General features: G+C 72.0%; 18 protein-coding genes. 6 read left to right on the top strand and 12 right to left on the bottom strand.

Features of this window, described 5'->3' with window-relative positions; all coding sequences use genetic code 11:
- The first annotated feature begins 128 nt into the window (after positions 1-128).
- On the top strand, positions 129-980 hold the full coding sequence (locus WMF45_RS24170) for an MBL fold metallo-hydrolase (RefSeq protein ID WP_437719193.1): 852 nt from the start codon (positions 129-131) through the stop codon (positions 978-980).
- A gap of 39 nt (positions 981-1019) precedes the next feature.
- On the opposite strand, the gene WMF45_RS24165 is transcribed toward WMF45_RS24170, so the two are convergent.
- On the bottom strand, positions 1020-1739 hold the full coding sequence (locus WMF45_RS24165) for a DUF192 domain-containing protein (RefSeq protein WP_437719192.1): 720 nt from the start codon (positions 1737-1739) through the stop codon (positions 1020-1022).
- Between the two features lie 66 nt (positions 1740-1805).
- On the opposite strand from WMF45_RS24165, the gene WMF45_RS24160 reads away from it, so the two are divergent.
- Positions 1806-2603, top strand: a complete 798-nt coding sequence (locus WMF45_RS24160) for a peptidylprolyl isomerase (protein WP_437539435.1) — start codon at positions 1806-1808, stop codon at positions 2601-2603.
- Between the two features lie 76 nt (positions 2604-2679).
- Here WMF45_RS24160 and WMF45_RS24155 read toward each other — a convergent pair whose 3' ends face one another.
- A complete protein-coding gene (locus WMF45_RS24155; RefSeq protein WP_437719191.1) occupies positions 2680-3660 on the bottom strand; it encodes a lamin tail domain-containing protein in 981 nt (326 codons plus the stop codon).
- Between the two features lie 145 nt (positions 3661-3805).
- On the opposite strand from WMF45_RS24155, the gene WMF45_RS24150 reads away from it, so the two are divergent.
- Together WMF45_RS24150 and WMF45_RS24145 are read left to right on the top strand one after the other, a co-directional pair.
- On the top strand, positions 3806-4357 hold the full coding sequence (locus WMF45_RS24150; RefSeq protein WP_437719190.1) for a hypothetical protein: 552 nt from the start codon (positions 3806-3808) through the stop codon (positions 4355-4357).
- A complete protein-coding gene (locus WMF45_RS24145; protein WP_437719189.1) occupies positions 4348-6015 on the top strand; it encodes a putative metal-binding motif-containing protein in 1668 nt (555 codons plus the stop codon). The genes WMF45_RS24150 and WMF45_RS24145 overlap by 10 nt, the downstream gene beginning before the upstream one ends.
- Positions 6016-6075: 60 nt before the next feature.
- Here the strand turns inward: WMF45_RS24145 and WMF45_RS24140 are convergent, their stop codons facing one another.
- The 8 genes from WMF45_RS24140 to truD form a co-directional block, all read right to left on the bottom strand.
- Positions 6076-7062 carry a hydroxymethylglutaryl-CoA lyase gene (locus WMF45_RS24140; RefSeq protein WP_437719188.1) on the bottom strand — a complete coding sequence of 329 codons (987 nt, stop codon included), beginning with the start codon at positions 7060-7062 and terminating at the stop codon, positions 6076-6078.
- Between the two features lie 32 nt (positions 7063-7094).
- Entirely contained in the window at positions 7095-8534 is a 1440-nt protein-coding gene (gene purF, locus WMF45_RS24135; protein ID WP_437719187.1) for an amidophosphoribosyltransferase, read from the bottom strand.
- Positions 8535-8791: 257 nt separating this feature from the next.
- Positions 8792-9472 carry a hypothetical protein gene (locus WMF45_RS24130; protein WP_437719186.1) on the bottom strand — a complete coding sequence of 227 codons (681 nt, stop codon included), beginning with the start codon at positions 9470-9472 and terminating at the stop codon, positions 8792-8794.
- A gap of 116 nt (positions 9473-9588) precedes the next feature.
- Entirely contained in the window at positions 9589-10062 is a 474-nt protein-coding gene (locus WMF45_RS24125) for a cyclic nucleotide-binding domain-containing protein (protein ID WP_012236950.1), read from the bottom strand.
- A gap of 68 nt (positions 10063-10130) precedes the next feature.
- Complete coding sequence (locus WMF45_RS24120) at positions 10131-11150, bottom strand: energy transducer TonB (RefSeq protein ID WP_437719185.1); 1020 nt, start codon at positions 11148-11150, stop codon at positions 10131-10133.
- A gap of 19 nt (positions 11151-11169) precedes the next feature.
- Positions 11170-11673, bottom strand: a complete 504-nt coding sequence (locus WMF45_RS24115) for an ExbD/TolR family protein (RefSeq protein ID WP_437719184.1) — start codon at positions 11671-11673, stop codon at positions 11170-11172.
- Positions 11673-12443 (bottom strand): MotA/TolQ/ExbB proton channel family protein, encoded by a 771-nt coding sequence (locus WMF45_RS24110; RefSeq protein WP_437719183.1) that lies wholly within the window; start codon positions 12441-12443, stop codon positions 11673-11675. Before WMF45_RS24110 ends, WMF45_RS24115 begins: the two co-directional genes overlap by 1 nt.
- 58 nt (positions 12444-12501) lie before the next feature.
- A complete protein-coding gene (truD, locus tag WMF45_RS24105) occupies positions 12502-13764 on the bottom strand; it encodes a tRNA pseudouridine(13) synthase TruD (RefSeq protein WP_437719182.1) in 1263 nt (420 codons plus the stop codon).
- Between the two features lie 148 nt (positions 13765-13912).
- Here truD and WMF45_RS24100 point away from each other — a divergent pair, with 148 nt between their 5' ends.
- On the top strand, positions 13913-14704 hold the full coding sequence (locus tag WMF45_RS24100) for an SUMF1/EgtB/PvdO family nonheme iron enzyme (RefSeq protein WP_437719181.1): 792 nt from the start codon (positions 13913-13915) through the stop codon (positions 14702-14704).
- A gap of 31 nt (positions 14705-14735) precedes the next feature.
- Here the strand turns inward: WMF45_RS24100 and WMF45_RS24095 are convergent, their stop codons facing one another.
- Entirely contained in the window at positions 14736-15062 is a 327-nt protein-coding gene (locus tag WMF45_RS24095; protein ID WP_437719180.1) for a hypothetical protein, read from the bottom strand.
- Between the two features lie 49 nt (positions 15063-15111).
- Entirely contained in the window at positions 15112-16671 is a 1560-nt protein-coding gene (locus tag WMF45_RS24090; RefSeq protein ID WP_437719179.1) for an HAD-IG family 5'-nucleotidase, read from the bottom strand.
- Between the two features lie 515 nt (positions 16672-17186).
- Here WMF45_RS24090 and WMF45_RS24085 point away from each other — a divergent pair.
- Positions 17187-19046, top strand: coding sequence for a response regulator (locus WMF45_RS24085; protein WP_437719178.1), 1860 nt, complete (start codon positions 17187-17189; stop codon positions 19044-19046).
- Positions 19047-19061: the final 15 nt, after the last annotated feature.

Here is a 19061-nt window from a genome sequence, read left to right as displayed (position 1 = left end):
AGTGGGATCCCTGTAGCGTCGTTCGAGCGCCGTCGCGAGCGCTTCGCGCGGCTCAGCGCGCTTGCAGCCGAGCCCTCGCCTGCGCTACGGGTCACGGAGCCGCCTGTAGTCCGGTCCCGGAGCCCGGTATGAAGATCACCATCATCGCGAGCGGGAGCGGAGGCAACGCCACGCTGTTCGTTTCCCGCGGCACGCGGGTCCTCGTGGACGCGGGCGTCGGGCCGCGGGTGCTCGAGCAGTGCCTCTCGGCGGCGGCCGCGGGCGGCGCGGACGGCAGGCTCCTGCCCGACGCGATCGTCATCACGCACGCGCACGCCGACCACGTCGGCGTGGCCGCCAGGTACAACAAGAAGCACAAGATCCCGATCTACGCCTCGGAGGCGACCGCGCGCGCGGCGGAGCTCGGCGATCCAGAGCGCGTCCGGGGCTTCTCGCCGCGCGAGCCGTTCGCGGTGGGCGCGCTCACCTTCTCGCCGAGGCCGCTGCCGCACGACGCGGCGCAGGTCGCGCTCGTCGTCGACGACGGCGCGCGGCGGGCCGCGCTCGTGACGGATCTCGGCGAGGTCCCTCCGGGGCTCCTGGAGCACGTCGCCGGCTGCGATGTGGTGATGCTCGAGTCGAACTACGACGCCGGGTTGCTCGAGGCCGGCCCGTACCCGCAGCACCTCAAGCGCAGGATCCGCTCGGCGCGGGGCCACCTGTCGAACGCGCAGGCGTGCGAGCTGCTCGCGGCGCTGCCCGGCGGCACGCACACCGTCGCGCTGATGCACCTCTCCGAGGTCAACAACCGCCCGGAGCTCGCGCTCGACGCCGCCCGTGACGCGCTCGTCGGCCGGCGCACGCGCCTCGTCGCCGCGCCGCCTCGGGGGCCGCTCGTCCTCGACGCGGCGGCGCCGCCGGCACCTCCGCCCGGCGCGGCGCGCTCGCCGCTCGGGCCGCCGGCTCCCCCGCGCCAGCTCGGTCTGTTCACGGGGATTTAAGGCGACGCTCCGGCCGCGGAGCCGCCGCTCGGGCGAGCGTCAGATCCCCTCGAGCCGCACCTTCTGGCCCGCGACGACGCCGTGGCGCCGCGCCCAGCCGGCGTTCAGCTCGAGGACGTACGTCGACGGACATCCGACGTCGAAGGTCGAGTCGTTGAGCGTCGGGGTGTTCTCCTCGATACCGACGATCGTACCGTCGCTGTCGATGAACAGCATGTCGAGCGGGATGCACGTGTTGTGCATCCAGAACGAGTGATTGTTCGGCTGCTGGAAGACGAAGATCATCCCGCGGTTCTCCGCCATGCTCGTCCTGTACATGAGGCCGCGGGCGCGCTCTTGCTCTCTCCTGGCGATCTCGACGGTGACATCGGGGGCCTTGGCCTCGAGGAAGGTCACCTTGCCGGTCGCGAGCTGGAACGGGCCGGTCGGGTCCTCGGGGCACGCCGGATCCGGGCCCGTGAGCTTCGGAGACGGCCGCTCCGGCGTCGACGGCGTCGGCTGGATGCAGCGGCCGGCGTCCCGCTCCACGGTCGAGGCGGGCGGCGTCCCGGTCGAGGGGGAAGGCGCAACGTCGCCCAGGTTGCTGCTGGGCGTGAGCGGGAGCGGCTCGTCGACGCGGCGCTCGCACGCGCCCAGGGCGATCCCGAGCAGCAGCGCGCCCAGGGCGGGAACGAGCGAGGCGAGCGCGGCGGGAACGGCCAGCGAGGCGGACGTGGTGGACGTGAACGGACGGGTCGCGAGGGCGCAGCGCGAGCTCATGCCGCTTCCTACCACGGCGACGCTCGTCCTTGACCGCTGGACCGCGACGCGGGAAATCGTCGCACGATGAACGCTCGAACCCTCGCCATTCAGTCCATCGCCACCCTCGCCACGCTCTCGGCCCTCGCGGGATGTTCGAAGACCCCGGAGCCCACGGCCGAAGAAGCGCCGAAGCCGAAGACCACGCCCGCGTCGACGGGGCTGGCCGGCGGCAAGGCGGAGACGGCAGAGAAGGAGCGCCCTCAGCCGCAGAAGCGCAAGGTCACCGCGAAGCCGGTCGCCGAGGTCAAGCCCAGCGAGGACGACCCGGTCAAGGGCAAGTGGACGCTCGACGACGCCACCAAGGGGCTCCCGCCGGGCAAGGCGTTGACCGCGTCGATCGAGACCGATCTCGGCACGCTGTCCTGCAAGCTGCTGGACGACAAGGCGCCCATCACCGTCGCCAATTTCGTCGGCCTGGCGCGAGGGATCAGGCCCTGGAAGACGCCGGAGGGGACATGGGAGAAGAAGCCCGCTTACGACGGGACCATCTTCCACCGCATCATCAAGGGATTCATGATCCAGGGCGGGGACGCGAAGAAGAACGGCACCGGCGAGGCCGGTTACGTCATCCCCGACGAGGTCTGGGAGGACGGCAGCCACGATCGCGCAGGGCTCCTGTGCATGGCGAACCGCGGCAAGAACACGAACTCCGCGCAGTTCTTCATCACCGACGCGGCGGCGTTCCACCTCGACAACGGCTACACCATCTTCGGTGAGTGCGGGCCCGAGGAGCTCGTCCACAAGCTGGCCGGCGTCGAGGTCAAGGGCGAACGCCCGGTCACCCCGCCGGTCATCAAGAAGGTGACGATCACCCGGCAGTGATCGGCTCGAGGCGCCCCGCGCCGAGCCCGGGCTCCCGCCGCCGCGCGGCGAGGAGCCGAGCTCGGAGCGGGCGCGCTCACGGGCAGTCGTTCTCTTCGCCGGGCGTCGGCGTGGACGCCACGGTGAAGCTGATGTCGAGCCACTCGCTCGTCTCGTCGTGCCCGCTGATGCCGTTGCCTTCGGTCAAGAGCTCGCCGAACTCGAGATCGCTACAGCGGACCATGCTCGACCCGCTGCCGGCGGCCGCGGCAGGCCGCTGGCTGCCGCGCGCGGTGTCATCGGCATAACCGGTCTTGCCAGTCTTGTACACGATCGCCGAGTTCCCCAGCTCCTCGCCCCAGATGACGTAATCGACGTCCTTGAGCGGGCTGCGCTCCGTGCCGTCCCACTCGAAGAGGATCACCATCTCTGCGCCGTCGGTGAGCAGCGCGCCGGATTGCGCCCCGAGGGCGCCGTTCGTGGGCGCGATCATGGGCGGCACGTCCGCCCCCTCGCAGGGGATGGGCGTCTCGTCCAGGGCGAAGTCGGCGCACCGCTGGTACTCGAGCTCGAAGCCGTCATCGCTCGCCAGCACGAGGCGCGCGCCCGCCGCGATCATGGTCCCGGGGGGGAACTGGACGAGGAAGTCCGTCCCTGCGCTGCCTGTCGGCGCGAAGGCGGTACCCGTGGTGATGGCATAATAAACGCTGTTGTCCGAAAGGTAGTAGTTGGTGAGGTCGATCTCGGCCTCGGTCGGGTTCCAGATCTCGATGAACTCGCCCGCTCCAGGTCTCACGGCGACCTCCGAGATCAGCAGGTGGCCGGCGGGCTCACCGGGGACCGCGCCGCCGCCGCCGCCGTCTCCGCCGCCAGCACCCCCAGCGCCGCCTTCGCCGCCTTCACCGCCGCCGCCGGCCTCGCCGCCGCCGCCACCTTCGCCGGAGCTGCTCGAGGTGGTGGTGGAGGAGCTCGCTCCACCGCCTCCCGTCTCGTCATCGCCGCCGCACGCCATGAGGGGGGCGAGCGCCAGAGGGGGAGCTGCGAGGAGTGCGATGGTGAGCAGGTTGCGCGTGTGCATTGTTGAGAGATACATCAGAGCGCCGGCCAACAGGCAAGTGGGATTGCAGCCTGGGGGAAACGATCCACCGCTCGTCGTGGCGTCAGGACACTGCCATCGCTGCCAAATGCATGGCGGGCGCGCGAGGAATCGATAGCATGGCGACATGCGACGGTGCTCCTCGCTCCTCCTGACACTCCTCTGCGTACCGCTCCCTGGGCTCGGTCTCGCTGTCGGTTGCGGCCAGACAGTCATCGTGGACGATCCGTCCGCAGACGGCGGAGGCGGGGGCGAAGCCGGCGCTCCGCCCGTCACGACCGGCGGGGGAGGCGGCTCGGACCCGGGGAGGGATCCGCTCGAAGAGTACGAAGACCCCGGCTGTCCCGACACCGGGCCGCCGATCACCGATTTCGCGTGCGATCCGTACGATCAGTCGAGCGACTTTTGCGCCCCGGGAGAGGGGTGCTTCATCTACGTGCAGTATCCGGACGAGCCGTGCGGGCAGGAGATCTACGGCGCGTACTGCGCGCCGGCCGGTCCAGGCCGACAGGGCGATCCGTGCAGCGGCGGCAGCCAGTGCGGCGCCGGGTTCGCCTGCGTGGTGACCGGCTCGGGCACCCAGTGCGTCGAGCTCTGCGCGCTCAGCGGCGACGACAACTGCGATCCGGGGTTCGTCTGCGAGCCGATCGACGTGGCGGGGATGGGCGGATGTCTGTGACGACGTACGCTCTGGGTCGGCGCGCGCGCCGGAAGGCGGCGCTGGCGGCGGCCCTTCTCGGGACGGTTCTTGGCGGCGGGTCGCTCTCGGGAGGGTGCGGGGCGCGGACGGGGCTGAACATCCCGCCGCCCGCGCCGGAGTGCGAGGTGGACGCCGACTGCCCCGGCATCGAGGACCTCTGCAAGCCTGTGTTCTGCCAGCTCTTCCAGGCGGGGCAGCCCGACGGCGGCGCGGCGCCCTCGCCCGAGGGCGCGGCCCCGCGGCGCGGCGGGGAGTGCGTCGCGCTGGAGCCGGTGGAGTGTGACGACAGCGATCCCTGCACCAAGGACACGTGCGAGAGCGCGACCGGAGCGTGCGTCTATGGGCCGTCGACGCTCGACATCGACGGCGACGGCTTCCGCGCGGCGCTGCCCGGCACGATCCCTGGCGAGCCGCTCGCGTGCGGCGACGACTGCGACGACGCGAGCGCCGCGGCCTTCCCGGGGGGGATCGAGATCTGCGACGGCGTCGACAATGACTGCGACGGCACGGTCGACAACGGGGCGCGCTTCGTGCCGCTCGACACCGACGCGACCCGCATCTCGGGCGACATCGCGCCGGCCGGCTCTGGCGGGCTCGCCTGGAGCGGGACGTCGTACGCGTCGCTCTACACCGGGACCACGCAGGGCTTCAACCTGTACCGCTCGATGATCAGCGTCGACGGGCAGCCGCTCGAGCCGGGCGAGGAGGTCATCACGCCGAAGAACGGCGACGCCTCCGGCGGGCCGATCGTGTGGGTCGGCGATCGGTACGGCGCCGCCTGGCAGGACCGGCGCGACGGCGACTACGAGGTGTACTTCTCCCTGCTCGACGAGGACGGCCAGAAGGTGGAGGGGGGCGATCGGCGGCTCTCGAAGGCGCCCGGCTTCTCCGTCAACGTGACGCTCACCTGGAACGACACGGAGTTCATCCCCGTCTGGCAGGACGAGCGCAACGGCCTCTTCGATCTGTTCGCGCAGCGCATCGACATCGACGGGAACCTGATCGGCGACAACGTCCAGCTCACGGAGGCGTCAAACGGCCTCGGCAACGAGGCGCCCTCCGCGGCGGCCGGCCAGGGCGGCATCGGGGTCGCGTGGTCCACGGGCGACGCGGTCACGCACTTCATCCAGTTCCGGACGTTCACCGCCGAGCTCGATCCGCGCTCGGAGGTCGTCACGCTGACGACCGGCGAGACCGACGCGGTCTATCCGACGGTGGTCTGGAACCGCGATCGCTACGTCATCGCGTGGTTCGACAAGTCGGCGAGCATCAAGGCCATCTACGCGGCGGCGGTCTCGGAGGACGGCGAGATCCTCACGCCGCCCACGCCCATCTCGGACCCTGGGCCCTTCCGCTCCAGGTACCCGTTCCTGCGCCCGCTCGGCGATCGGCTGCTCGCGATCTACTCGGACGACCGCGATCAGAACGACGGCTACGAGCTCTACGCGGTCACGGTCAACGCGGATCTCGCGCCGATCAGCGCGGAGCAGCGGCTCACCTTCGCGCCCCGCGACAGCATCAGCCCGGTCGCGACGTTCGGGCCGGAGGGCGACGTGGGCATCCTCTTCCGCGACGATCGCGAGGGCGGCGAGCACCACGTCTTCTTCACGCGCCTCGGGTGCATCGCGGGCGACTGACGGCGGCCTCGCGGCCGGGCGCGGCGGTCGACGCCAGCCCGGCGCCCCGCTGGGCCGTGCTCAGTCCCGGGTCGGCTGGCGGCGAAGCCGGAACGGGCCGGCGCGGTGGACCTTGCCCGGGAGCGGGCGGCCGATGACCTGCTCGGCGACGTTCCCCGCCTCGATCACCTTGTCGAGATCGACGCCGGTCCGGACGCCCATCCCGTGGAGCATGAACACGAGGTCCTCCGTCGCCATGTTGCCCGCCGCGCCCGGCGCGTAGGGACAGCCGCCGACGCCCGCCACCGACGCGTCGAAGTCGCGCACCCCGAGCTCCAGGCCGACCAGGATGTTCGCGAGCGCCGTGCCCCGCGTGTCGTGCAGGTGCAGCGCGAAGCGCTCCGGCGGCATCGCGTCGAGGAAGCGGCGGACGATGTCGTGCGTCTGCCGCGGGGTGCCGACGCCGATCGTGTCGCCGAGGGAGACCTGGTAGCAGCCGAGATCGATGAGCCGCTCCGCGATGCGCACGACCCGGGCAGGGTCGACGTCGCCCTCGTACGGGCAGCCCCACACGGTCGAGACGTAGGCGCGCACGGCGAGGCCCGCCTCGCGCGCCGGGGGGACGATCTCCGAGAACACCGAGAGCGTGTCGTCGATCGACTTGTTGATGTTGGCGCGGTTGTGCGCCTCGCTCGCGCTCAGGAAGACGGCGATCTCGCGCAGGCCCACCGCCAGCGCGCGCTCGAGGCCGCGCGCGTTCGGGCACAGGGCGCTGAAGGTCACGCCCCGCTCCGCCGGGAGCGTCCGCGCGAGCTCCTCGGCGTCGGCGAGCTGCGGCACCCACTTCGGCGAGACGAAGCTCGTGATCTCGATCCTGCGCAGACCGGCGCCGACGAGCGCCGCGATGAGCCGCCGCTTGCCCTCGATCGGGATCATCGCCGCCTCGTTCTGGAGCCCGTCCCGCGGGCTCACCTCGTAGATCGAGACCTCGTCCGCGACGCGGGCGAAGAGCGGCGCCGAGGCGGCGGCGCGATCCGCGCTCTCGCGATCGGCGGTCCCCTCGGTCATCGGAGGACCCTCGGCGCCGGAGCGGGGCAGCGTCAACCGCTCACCATCCGTAGCTGCCGGTTCGGCGCGGCCGGCGTGAAGGCGATCGGGTAGCTCCCGGAGAAGCACGCGTGGCAGTAGCTGTCCGCCGACGGCCGCGCGCCCGAGGCGTCCTCGGCGCGCGCCTCGAGGGACCGCACGCTCTCGACCAGGCCCTCCAGCGAGAGGTACCCGACGCTGTCGGCGGTCAGGTAGCTGGAGATCTCGTCCACCGAGTGGCTCGAGGCGATGAGCTCCGACCGCGTAGGCGTGTCGATCCCGTAGTAGCAGGGCCATCGCGTGGGCGGGCTCGAGATGCGGACGTGCACCTCGCGCGCGCCGGCGTCGCGGATCATCTTGACGATCTTCCGGCTCGTCGTCCCTCGGACGATCGAGTCGTCGATGACGACGACCCGCTTGCCCTCGATCACCGCCCGGTTCGGGTTGAGCTTGAGCCGGACGCCGAAGTGCCGGATCGACTGCTGCGGCTCGATGAACGTGCGGCCGACGTAGTGGCTGCGGATGAGCCCCATCTCGAAGGGGGCGCGCGCGCGGTCGGCGAAGCCGATCGCCGCCGGCACGCCCGAGTCGGGCACGGGGATCACGACGAGATCGTCGCCGGACTCGACGGGCTGCTCGGCGGCGAGGCGCCGGCCGAACGCCTTGCGGACCTCGTAGACGCTCACGCCCTGGATGGTCGAGTCGGGCCGGGCGAAGTAGACGTGCTCGAAGATGCAGAGCTTGCGCTGCTCCTGCGCGAAGGGGAACTCGGAGCGCACGCCGTCGGCGCTGATGATCAGCATCTCGCCCGGCGCGACGTCGCGCACCTTGCGCGCGCCGATGAGGTCGAACGCCGTCGACTCGCTCGCGACCACGTGGGTGACGCCGCTCCCGCTCGCCATCTCGCCCAGGCAGAGCGGCCGGATCGCGCGCGGATCGCGCACGGCGATGAGCTCGCGCTCGGTCAGGAAGAGCAGCGAGTACGCGCCCTCCACCTGCGTGAGCGCCTCCGCGATGCGGTCGCGCAGCTCTTCCTTCTTGCTCATCGCGATGAGGTGGACGATCGACTCGGTGTCGCTCGCGGTCTGGTAGATCGAGCCGCGCGCCTCGAGCCGATCGCGCAGGGCCTCATGGTTCGTGAGGTTGCCGTTGTGCGCGACCGCCAGCGAGCCGCGCGCGTAGTCGACCCCGAGCGGCTGCGCGTTCTTCAGGTGCGAGCCGCCCGCGGTGGAGTAGCGGACGTGGCCGATGGCGCGATCGCCGGGCAGCGTCGCGAGATCGGTCGGAGAGAAGCCGGACTGCACCCGCCCCATGGCGCGGTGACCGAAGAGGCGCTCCCCGTCGCTGCTGACGATCCCCGCGGATTCCTGCCCTCGATGCTGGAGCGCGTGCAACCCGAGGTAGGCCATGTTGGCCGCCTCGGGGTGGCCAAAGATTCCGAACACACCGCACATGCCGCCTATCTAGTACGAAAACGGTGCATGACCCACCGTCATGGCGATCTGTCGTCGATGATGAGGCGGCCGAGCGCCGGCGCAGGATGGAAGTGGACGCTGGTGCGAGATCGGAGCGCAGGCAGGCCTCGAGGCCGCTCCTGCTGAAAGGTAAGGTGGCTAACTATCGTTGCGCGGGCACGGTGATGAGACTTCGCCGGATTCCGTCGTGCCCCGCTGCTGGACCGGCGCCTCGCGCGTCGTCCAGGCGGCTCCCGTCATTTCGGGATGTTCCAGAGTTTCTCGATGATCTTGGTCTCCATGGCGTCGCCGTGACACGTGCCGCACTCCATGTCCTCCTTGTTCGCGCGGGCGACCTTGTTTTGGTACTCCTCCTCCATGAACGCTTGCAGGGCCTTCTTGTCCTTGCGGTTCAGGACGTGCTCGTTCCCGGCGTGGCAGCTGTCGCAGAAGAGGGTTCCGCCGCTCTCGCTGCGGAGCGGCACCACGAAGTTGCGCCACATCTCGCGGGCGATCTTCATGTCCCGCGTCTCTTTCTTGAAGTCGCCCTCGACGTGGCAGCCCTCGCAGGTGTCGTAGCCGAGCGCCTTCTGGAGCAGCGGCATCACCTTCTTCTTCTGCCCCGCCGGGAGCTTCTCGAGCGCGGGGATCTTCTTGAGGTTGATCCCGATCTTCTTCAGATCCGCCTCGAACTTGGTCGCCTGGAGCGGCGTCGACTTGGCGGGAGCCTCGTGCTCCTCCTCGTGCGCCTCCGCGGCCTTCTCGGGCTTCTCCGGCTTCGCGCCCTCGGCGTCGGCGGTCGCCTTGCCCTCGTCCGGGCTCGACTCGCCGTCGAAGTCGTTCTTGTCGGCCGCCGTCTCGGGCGGCGGCGTGCTGGAGCCGCAGGCTCCTGCGAAGGCGCCCATCCAGAGCGCGAGGGCGAGCGCTGCGTGCTTCATTCTGGCTGCCATAGTCCTCCAAGGAACGTTGCGTTCGAGCCGAACGGCCGCCCTCCGTGCGGCAGGCCGCGCCGCGCTGGCGCGCTCCCACGGTCGCCGGGCGATCGGCCGGCACTCTACTCGAATTTGCCTGAAACGGAGAGGAACGTGAGCTTGTTGTTCGTCTCGCGGAGCCGCTGGACGAGCATCCGGACGACGTTCCAGAGGACCTCGTACGCGAGCTCCTTGTGCAGGAAGAGCAGGTCCTCGAACGCGTCCTTCGACACGGTGAGCAACCGGCAGCGCTCGTGGACGCGCGCGTCGGCGGAGCGGGGGGCCTCGTCGAGCAGCGCCATCTCGCCGAACACGGCGCCTGGGCCGAGCACCGCGAGCGCCTCCTCGCCTATCCCGGCGATCTCCCGGCTGATCCGCACCTTGCCTTCGAGCAGGATGTAGAGCTTGTCGCCCGGATCCCCGTGCTGAAAGATCTTGGTGCCGAGGGCGTGGGTCTCTTCGCTCGCGACGCGCGAGATGAGCTCCAGCGCGGCCGGGGTGAGGCCCTTGAAGAGAGGGACCTTCGAGAGCTGCTCGATCCGTTCGGGGACGATCACAAGCCGCCGACGAGGATAACCGAGGCGAAGGGCGCGGAGCGAATTTAAAGGGAGCTCGCGGCGGGGAGCTAGCGCGTGAACGTCACCGTGATGGGCGGCGTCGTGGCGGCGATCGAAGCGCCTGAGCGGTCTTTGCCCGGGTTGTAGCGACGGCCGAGCGCACACATGCGCGCGGAGCGGCCGAAGCCGTGTCCAGGATCACTGACGACCTTGACCGAGAGCGGGCTGCCGTCGGGGCGCACCGTGACCATGAGGACGACCTTCGCCTGGTCGATCTGGTCGACGTCGGCCTCCGGAGGGAAAGGACAGTTCCAGTTGCTGCTGCCGATCAGCCCGGGCGGCGCGGAGCGGTCCGGCCCGGCGGGGGGCGGGGGAGGGACGGGGTCGCCCGTGCCCTTGCCGCCGACGACGCCTCCGACCTTCGCGTTCGGGTTGAACGTGGGGGTCTTCGCTGTGCCCGCGCCGGCCACCTGGCCGTAGCCGACGCCCTGCCCCTCGCCGCTCGCGATCCCCTGATCGGTCATGTCGAGGACCTCGTCCGGATCCGGCTCTTTCGTCAGGACCTTCGAGGCCTCGGCCGCGGCCGGGGGTGGATCGTACGGGTCGTCCTTGGGCGGCGGGGTGTTCGCCTGGGGAGGCGGCGCGACCTTGGGGACGGGCTCGGGCTCAGGCGCCGGCGGCGGCGGCTCGGGCTCCGGCGGCTTGGGCGCCTCGACCTTCGGCGGCGGGATGTCGACCTCGTAGATCGCCCAGAGGTAGTCGTGGATGCCGGTGCGCATCTCCTGGACCACGTGCCGCATGTCGCGCAGCGATCCCGAGACGATGGCCCGGGCCGAGGCCGCGCCGTGGCTCGTGACCGCCAGCGTGACCCCGAGAAAGGCGCCCACGCGCGACGCGCGGTCGCCGAGGGCGAGCACCGCGGCGAGCGGATCCGCGCCGCGCCGGCGATCGCCGGCGCGGGCAGGCGCCGGCGAGGCTGGAGGGGTCGAGGGATCGAGGGCGCCCCCGGGCTCAGCGCCGCTGCGCTTGCCCCGGCGGCGCCCGTCGTGGACCGCCCCCGCGGCGCGATCGCTCGTGACCTGGCTCATAAGGTCTCGCTCGGCGCGCTCACGGCGCGGGGCTCGGGGTTGCGGGCGCGGGGGCTGCCGGGGGAGGTGCGGCGGGGGAGCCCGGCGCCGTACCCGGGGCCGCGCCGGCCTCGGGCGCGATCGGCGTCACGCCGAACGCGATCTTGGAGACGCCGGCCTGCTTCAGCAGATCGAGCGCGCGGATCACCCGGCCGTGCGGGACCGTCGTGTCGGCGCGGATCACGGCGCGGAGCTCCGGGTTCTTCGCCTGGGCCTCGCGCGCGATCGGCAGGATGGCGTCCTCGCTCGCGAGCTTCTTGCCGTCGGCGAGCGTGTCGCCGTTCGCGTGCAGCTCGAGCCCGAAGATGAGCTGCACCTCCTGCCCCTGCGCCGCCTTCGGCAGGTCGAGGGGGAGCGACTGCGAGACGATGATCTTGGCCGTCACCATGAAGATGATGAGGAGGACGAGGGTGATGTCGACGAGCGGCGTGACGTTGATGCCGCTGATCATCTCGTCATCGTCGTTGCGGCTCATGCCGGCCATCAGCGCTCCTCCTCGCCCGCGCCGCCCTTCTTGTGCTCGTCCTGCCGCGACGCCCTCGCGGCCTTGCCGCGCGGCTGCTCGACGGCGGCGGCGGCGGGCGCGGCCCCGGCGAACGCCGGATCGATCTTGAGGTGCGCGAGCAGGACGCGCGTCAGCGCCTCGGTGTTGGCGAGCGTCGACTTGATCATGCGCTGGAAGAAGTTGTTCGCGGCGACCGCCGGGATGGCGACCGCGAGGCCGACCGCGGTCGCGACGAGGGCCTCGGCGATGCTCGACATGACCGCCTGCGGCGCCATGGCCTGCGACGTGGCCTGCGCCACCGGCGTCTTCGCCGCCTGGCCGAGCGCGTCGAAGGCGCCGACGACGCCGATGACGGTGCCGAACAGCCCGATGAACGGCGCGTTGTTGCCGAGCGTGCCCAGGTAGGCGAGGCGCCGCTCGAGCTTCATGCGCTGGAGCGCCGCGGCGCCGGCCATGGCCTCCTCGGCCGCCTCGGGCCCCTGGTGCGCCACCGCGAGGCCGGCCGCGACGACCGCCGCCTCGGCCGAGGGCGAGGCGTCCATCCGCCGCCGCGCCGCCTCGATCGAGTCGTCGAGGGACGTCTTGAGGTCCCGCGCGAGGACGGTGAGATCGTCGCGGAGCGACCAGAAGAACCAGGCGCGCTCCAGGATGATGGCGACCGAGACGACGCTGAGGGCGATCATCAACCACATGACCCAGGCGGCCCCGAATCCGACCATGATGCGCTGCAGCCACTCGACGAGGTTCATCTTGTTCCTTGGTGCCTTTCCGATGGGGGGTGGGGGGGAGCCGCGCTTCGAAGAGCCTCTACGGGTCGACGGCGGGCTGCCCTTCCTCGACTTCGTCCCCCTCCGGAGGAGGGGCGCTGCCCGCCCCCGGCCTGCCGATGGAGGGCCGGGGGGCGGAGGCGTCGACGAGCCGGAAGACTCGCCCAAGGACGGTCGTCGCGTAGCCGCCCTTCGGTAGCACAAACGAGACGACGATTCCGTGCCGTACATCCGGATCGTCCGAGGCTCCTGGCGTGGCGGCGCTCACCGCCGCCTCCCCGGCGGCGGCCTCCAAGGTGGACACCTCGAGGCCGTCCACCTCCAGGCGCAGCGGGCGCCGCGTGCCTTCTCCGGCGTGGGCGAACGCGTCGAGCCTGCGAGGATCGCCGATCGCCGCGGTGAGCACCTCGCGCTCCAGCGCGCCCGGGGCGCCCTCGGGCCAGCGCATCTTCCGGCCGAACATCGGGCCCGTCGCCGAGATCGCGAGCGCGGCGGCGCGCGCCTCGGCGTCCGCGAGCTCCGGGCCCTCGAGCGGCACGAGGAACAGCCCGCCGCTGTCGCGCTTCTTGGCGAGATCGCCGGGGAGCACGGCGCTCCAGGTGCCATCCGCCTCGCGGCGCGCGAGCACCTCGTTGAACCAGAGCGACTGGAGCGCCGAGAAGAGCAGCCGCTGCTCGCGCTTGTCGCGGGGCCCGCGCTCCCGGCCCGCGATCCACGCGAGCGCGCGCTCGGGGTTGTCGCCGTTCCTCCCGAACCGCTGGGGCCCGAACGCGTTCGGAACGCCGGCGCGCCCGATCTCGGCGAGGCGGCGCTCGGCGAGCGGGAGCGCCGCGGGAGCGATGCCCCGGAGCGCGATCCGGAACCGGTTGCCGAGGAGGTGCCCCGGCTTGAGCTTGTTGTCGTGCCGGGCGACCGCGAGGACCTCGATCCCGGACAGCTCGGCCTTCTCGAGCAGGGGCGCCGGATCCTGCGCCAGGGGGAGCTGGAACGATGCGGTCTGCGTGGTGATCGCGTGCCGGTCCTTCATGCCGGCGAAGCCGGCGCCGCCCGGGTCGGCCCCGAGCGCGAGCGCGATGGCCCGGACCGCGTCGAGCGTGGTGCGCCCCGTCTTGCGGAAGGTCACGAACACGTGCTCGCCGCGGCCGCTCGGAGCGTAAGCGGGGAGCTCCTCGACGATGAAGTCGGCGGGGGAGCTCCGGAGCAGGGCCGTGGGAAGATCGCCGGGCGAGCCCGCGGGCGCGGGGAGGTCGCCGCGCGGGCCCGCGGCCGTGGCGCCGGCGGCGGGCGGGGCGGTGGCTGTCATGGGAGCGCCAGCGTGACCGAAATCGCCCGCTCGTCCAGCGCCAGCAGCGCGCGCGTCCGGGCCCGCCTCCGCCAGCTGCGGCGATTTGCCCGCCGCGCCGGGGATCGGCTATGGCCAGGAGCTCGCCCCAGGCCTGGGCCTCTCCGCGATGCGACCCCCTTTCCCGTCTCCCCCCCTCGCGCGCCGGCCCGCCCTGTCGTTCGCGCGCTCGCCGGCCTTCGCCGCGGGCGTCGCCGCGCTCGGCCTCGCGGTCCTCGGGCTACCGAGCCCCCGGACGGCCGCCGCCGCGCGCGCCGCGTGCCCCGCGGGGATGGCCTCGGTGCGTGGGACGTTCTGCATCGATCGCTTCGAGGCGAGCATCGTCGAGCTGCTCTCCGGCGGCGGGAAGCGCCGGCACTCGCCGTTCGAGCCGGTCGGCAAGCTGAAGGTGAAGGCGGTGAGCCGGCGCGGCGTGAAGCCGCAGGCGTACATCAGCCGGGATCAGGCCGAGGCGGCCTGCCAGAACGCCGGCAAGCGGCTCTGCACGGACGACGAGTGGGTCACCGCGTGCAGGGGCAAGCGCGCCACGGTGTTCCCTTACGGACGCGAGCGGGAGCGCGGCGCCTGCAACGACAGCGGCGTCTCGTCGTTCAACCGCTACTTCGGCCAGGGGGGCGAGGCCCCGCAGTCGGCGTTCACGTGGGCCAACATGAACGACGCCCGCCTGAACCAGCTCCCGGGCACGCTGGCGTCCTCGGGCGCGTTCCGCCGCTGCAAGAGCAGCTTCGGCGTCCACGACATGGTGGGCAACCTGCACGAGTGGACGAGCGCGCCGCGCGGGACCTTCCGCGGCGGCTACTACCTCGACAGCGCCAAGCACGGCGACGGCTGCGAGTACAAGACCACCGCGCACTCGCGCGGGTACCACGACTACTCGACCGGCTTCCGCTGCTGCAAGTGACGCGGCGCAGGCCGCGCGCCGCGCCCCCAGGCTACTTCGGGATGGGGGGGCGTCCGCCGCCGGCGCCGCCGGACATGGGCCCCAGCACCGTCGTGCACTCCTCGTCGCCGGTGTCGACCGTGGTGACGTCGTAACAGCAGACTTCGCCGTCGAAATCCCCCTCGCTGTCGATGGACTCGATGGAGCTCACGCAGCCTGGGTTCTCGAAGAACACGCGCGCCTCATCGCTCGACGGGCACGCCCCTTCGAGCTCGGTCCAGTGAAAGCAAGCCCGCTTGCCGCAGCCGGCGGAGCCGGCGACGAAGAGGGCGGGGGCGACGAGCGCGACGAACAGCGGGCGGGGGCGGGCGATGCTCATGGCGATCTCCTCATGCGGCGCCCGCGCACCGGCGCGGAGGCCTCGGCGATCAGAGCTCGTGCGGCATCAGGTCGCGCGGGCTCCGGTAGTACTGCAGCGGCGAGTAGGCGAGCAGGTTCGAGACGCGCGACGTGTAGATGCAGGCGTACTCCTCGACCTGATCGCCGAAGCTGGACGTCTCGTTCGCCTCCTTGAGCAGCGAGCCCCAGTAGGGGTGGAAGCGGCGGGCGATCTCGCGCTCCAGCTTGCCGACCTCCGCGTCGACGGCCCGGAGCTGGCCGCGGATGCGCTCGACCGCGCGCTTGGTGCGGCCCCGCTCGGCCTCGTAGAACGACGTCGCGTAGTCGATCTGGACGTGCTCGCCGTTCGCCTCCGCGAGCAGCGTCGCTCCGCCCCCGTTGGTCGCGCCGTTCTTCTTCTGCTGCTCCTCTTCGATCTTGCGGGTGAGGTCCTTGTAGCGCTGCTGGTAGAAGCGCAGCTGGTCCTCGAGCTCCTCGCGGCGCCCCTCGAGCAGGGCGCTCTCCATGTGCTCGCGGCGGCACGACTCGTGGGCGGCGACCTCCGCCTCCATCTCCTGGATGATCATCGCCGTGCGCCACGCGCTCTCCTTCTTGGAGCGGAGGATGTCGCCGTAGATGTGATCGCCGACGTAGAGGACCCGGTCGCCGGAGATGTTCAGGAACTTCTCGAAGTCGTTGAGGTTGCCGCCCTCGTAGATGGCGCCGCGCTCGAGCGGGGCCGTGGCGGGGCGGGGCTCGGCGCTGTCGCGGATGAGGAGCGGGCGGCGCTCCTGGAAGAACGCCGGCTTCTGCGCGGCGACGACGATGACGTCGAAGTAGTGCCGGAAGCTCGGGTACTCCGGCATCGCGTCCCCGAGCAGGTACGTCATCATCTTCTCGGTGAACGGCCAGCGCGAGTTCGTGAGCAAGAAGAGCTTCTTGCCCGCCGAGCGGAACTTGTGGAGCGTCTGCGCCAGGTTCGGGTCGCGCTCGACGAAGCGCGGCAGGTCGGACAGGACGACGTCGAGGATGGTGCCGTCCCGGTGCGCCTCGTCGATGCACTCGCGGATGTCGGTGAACAGCCGCGCGTAGTCGAGCGCGACGCCGCGCTCCTCGAGGGCGTCGACGATGCCGGCGTACAGCGTGGCCTCGCTCAGCGCGTAGAGCGTGTCGATCCAGTGGTAGCGGGCGGTGTTCGGCCGGATCTTGCGGTGCTGGTAGAGCGACCGGAGCTCGTCCTTCGTCAGCTCCCGGAGGCCGTGGTACCCGCGCTGGACCACCTTGAACCGGTCCATCTTGAGGACGTGGCCGAAGCGCTTGTCGATCAGCAAGCCGCGGATCGGGAAGTGGATCGGATAGCGGAGCCGCCGCAGGAGCTCCTCGGGGTAGCCTCGCGCGGCGAGCTTCGTGACGGTCCCCTGGATCGAGAGGTTGTCCATCTCGGTCTGGTTGTAGATCGCCAGGGTGTAGTCCATGTCGAAGCCGACCCAGTCGATCCCCGCCAGCTTGAGGTTGCGGTTGACGAAGACGCGCCGGGTCCGTGGGATGCGCGTGGGCTCGGTCTGGGGATAGAGCCCTCCGAGGGGGAGCTCGAGCTGCTCGAAGAACACAGTGGGTCGACTATGGTATCCCAGCCGGAGGGGCGTACAAAGCGCGCCACGGCGACGAGCGCGCGTCTCGGCCTGCGCGGGGGTCTCGCGCGGCGCTGCGTGGCGTCGCGTACGGTTGCGCGGCGTGCGTGTGGCCCCTGAGCGACATGCCCCCCGGGTCGTCCGCCCGGCGCCGCCCGGCGGCCGGTCGATCGAGCGCGCACGGATCCGTCGTCGCCGAGCAGCCTTCCGCCCTCGGGGCGCGCTAGGGCGCGCCGCGCCGAACAGCTGCGCTCTGGTGCCGCCCGTACCGTCGTGTGCGCTCGAGGAGACGGCTCCTCATCCGTCACTGACGGGGGCCCTGCCCGATGCTTTTCGCAGCGTCCGCCGCGAGCCGCCGGCGCGCGCTCGCCTTCGACAGGATCCCTTTCCAAGCGACGGCGAGCTTCTCTCCGGGGCATTGTAAGCAGTACACTTGAAGCTCCGGCGTCGTGGGGTCCGCGTGGGGCGGGTGACCGAGGCGTGGCGGGGCGTCGATGGCAGGCAAAGAGCAGCGCCGGAGCGGTCCAGAGAGCACCGGCACGAGGAGCAGCGAGTCCGCGGAGCGCGCGCTCGCGCCGCAGGAGCCGGCCGCGCGGCCATGGGCCCTCGCCCATGAGGAGGGGGAGGCGAGCGCGGTCGCGCAGATGCGGCACGAGATCCGGACGTTGCTCGGCGGGATCGTCGGGTTCAGCAGCCTGTTGCTCGACAGCGAGCTCGACCCGGAGCAGCGCGCCTGGGCGCGGCGCATCCGGAGCAGCGGCGACGCGGTGCTGTCGATGGTCGACGATCTCATCTCGCTCGGCCAGCCGGACGGCCGCGGCGGGCTGCCCGTCGAGCACGCCGACTTCGATCTGCGCCGGGCGATCGAGGACGCCGCGGAGCTGCTGGGCGATCGCGCTCATGACGATGGGACCGAGCTCGTGCTCGACGTCGAGCCGGACGTGCCGGCGGCGGTGCGCGGCGACGCCACGCGGCTGCGGCAGATCCTGCTGAACGTCGTGGCGACCGCGATCGGCGCGGCGCCTCGAGGCGAGGTGCTGGTGCGCGCCGCGCTGGACGCGGCCCGCAACGACGAGGCGAAGGGCAGGCTCGACGGCGCGCCCGAGCGATCGCGCGCGCGGGTGCGCTTCGACGTGCGCCTCGCGGGCGGCGCAGGGCGGGCGGACGGCGCGGCGGCGCCGGGGGCAGCGGGCGCGCGGGGCGGCGGAGCGCGCCCTGCGTCCGGGCGAGACCTCGGCGTGGCGTCCGGCATGGCCGTCGCGAAGCGCCTGGTCGTCGCGATGGGCGGCGAGCTCTGCGAGCCCGCGGACATCGATGCGCGCCGGCATGGGATCTCGTTCGCGCTGCCGTTCGAGCGGCGCGCGCGCGGCGCGGAGCGCGCGCTCATCCCGCGCATCGACCTGCCCGGGAAGCGGGTGCTCGTGGTCGACGACAGCGGCTCGGTGCGTCAGGTGGTGCGAAAGCTGAGCGAGGAGCTCGGGCTCGCGTGCCGCACCTCGGGCAGCGGCGCCGCCGCCCTGGCTGCGCTGCGCGAGGCGGCGGACGCCGGCGCCGCCTACGACATGGTGCTGATCGACCTCGAGCTGGCCGATCTCGACGGCCTGATGCTGCTCCAGCGCATCAAGGCGGACCCCGCGATCGCGCCCGTTCGCGTCGGCCTCATGACCTACGCCGGCAGGGAGGCGCCCAGCCGCGCCGAGGTCGACTCCGTGCTCATCAAGCCGATCCGGCGCGCGCAGCTGCACTCGAGCCTGCGGCTGCTCGCAGGGCTGCCGCCCGAGCACGTGTCCGCCGGGGCGCGCGCGCACCCGCCGAAGTCGGCGCGAGCGACGGCCTCATCGAAGCCGCCGAGGCAGGACGAGGCGGACCGCGGGCGGCGGCCTCCCGGCGCGACGTCGCGGTCCGGGGCGTACGAGGCCGCCCACCCCGACGGCGCGCCGCCGAGCGTGGAGCTCGCTCCGCCGACCCTGGTCACGCCCTCGCCCCCGCCGACGTCGAAGCGCGGCCAGCCCGCCTCCTCGCGGCCGCGGGGCGGGCTGCGCGCCGTCGAGCCCGACGTCGTCACCGAGATGAGCGAGCTCTTCCTCACGGAGGCCCCGACCCGGGTGGCCTCGATGCGCGAGGCCGCGGCGCAGGGCGCGCTCGGCGAGCTCGAGCGGCTCGCCTGGGCGCTCTACGAGAGCGCCGACGCGCTCGCGGCCTCCAGCTTGAAGGAGCTCTGCGCCCGGCTCGATCGCGAGGCGCGCGCGGGGACGCTCGAGAGCGCGACGGAGGCGGTGCGGGCCATCGGCCGGGAGGTCGAGCGCGTGCAGTCGTCGCTCGCCGCGGAGCTCAAGAAGCGGGGGTTCCGGTGAGCCGGGGGGCCCTTC

This window comes from Sorangium sp. So ce448, assembly GCF_051520915.1.
GTDB lineage: Bacteria > Myxococcota_A > Polyangia > Polyangiales > Polyangiaceae > Sorangium > Sorangium cellulosum_B.
This window is presented reverse-complemented; position numbering and strand designations above follow the sequence as displayed.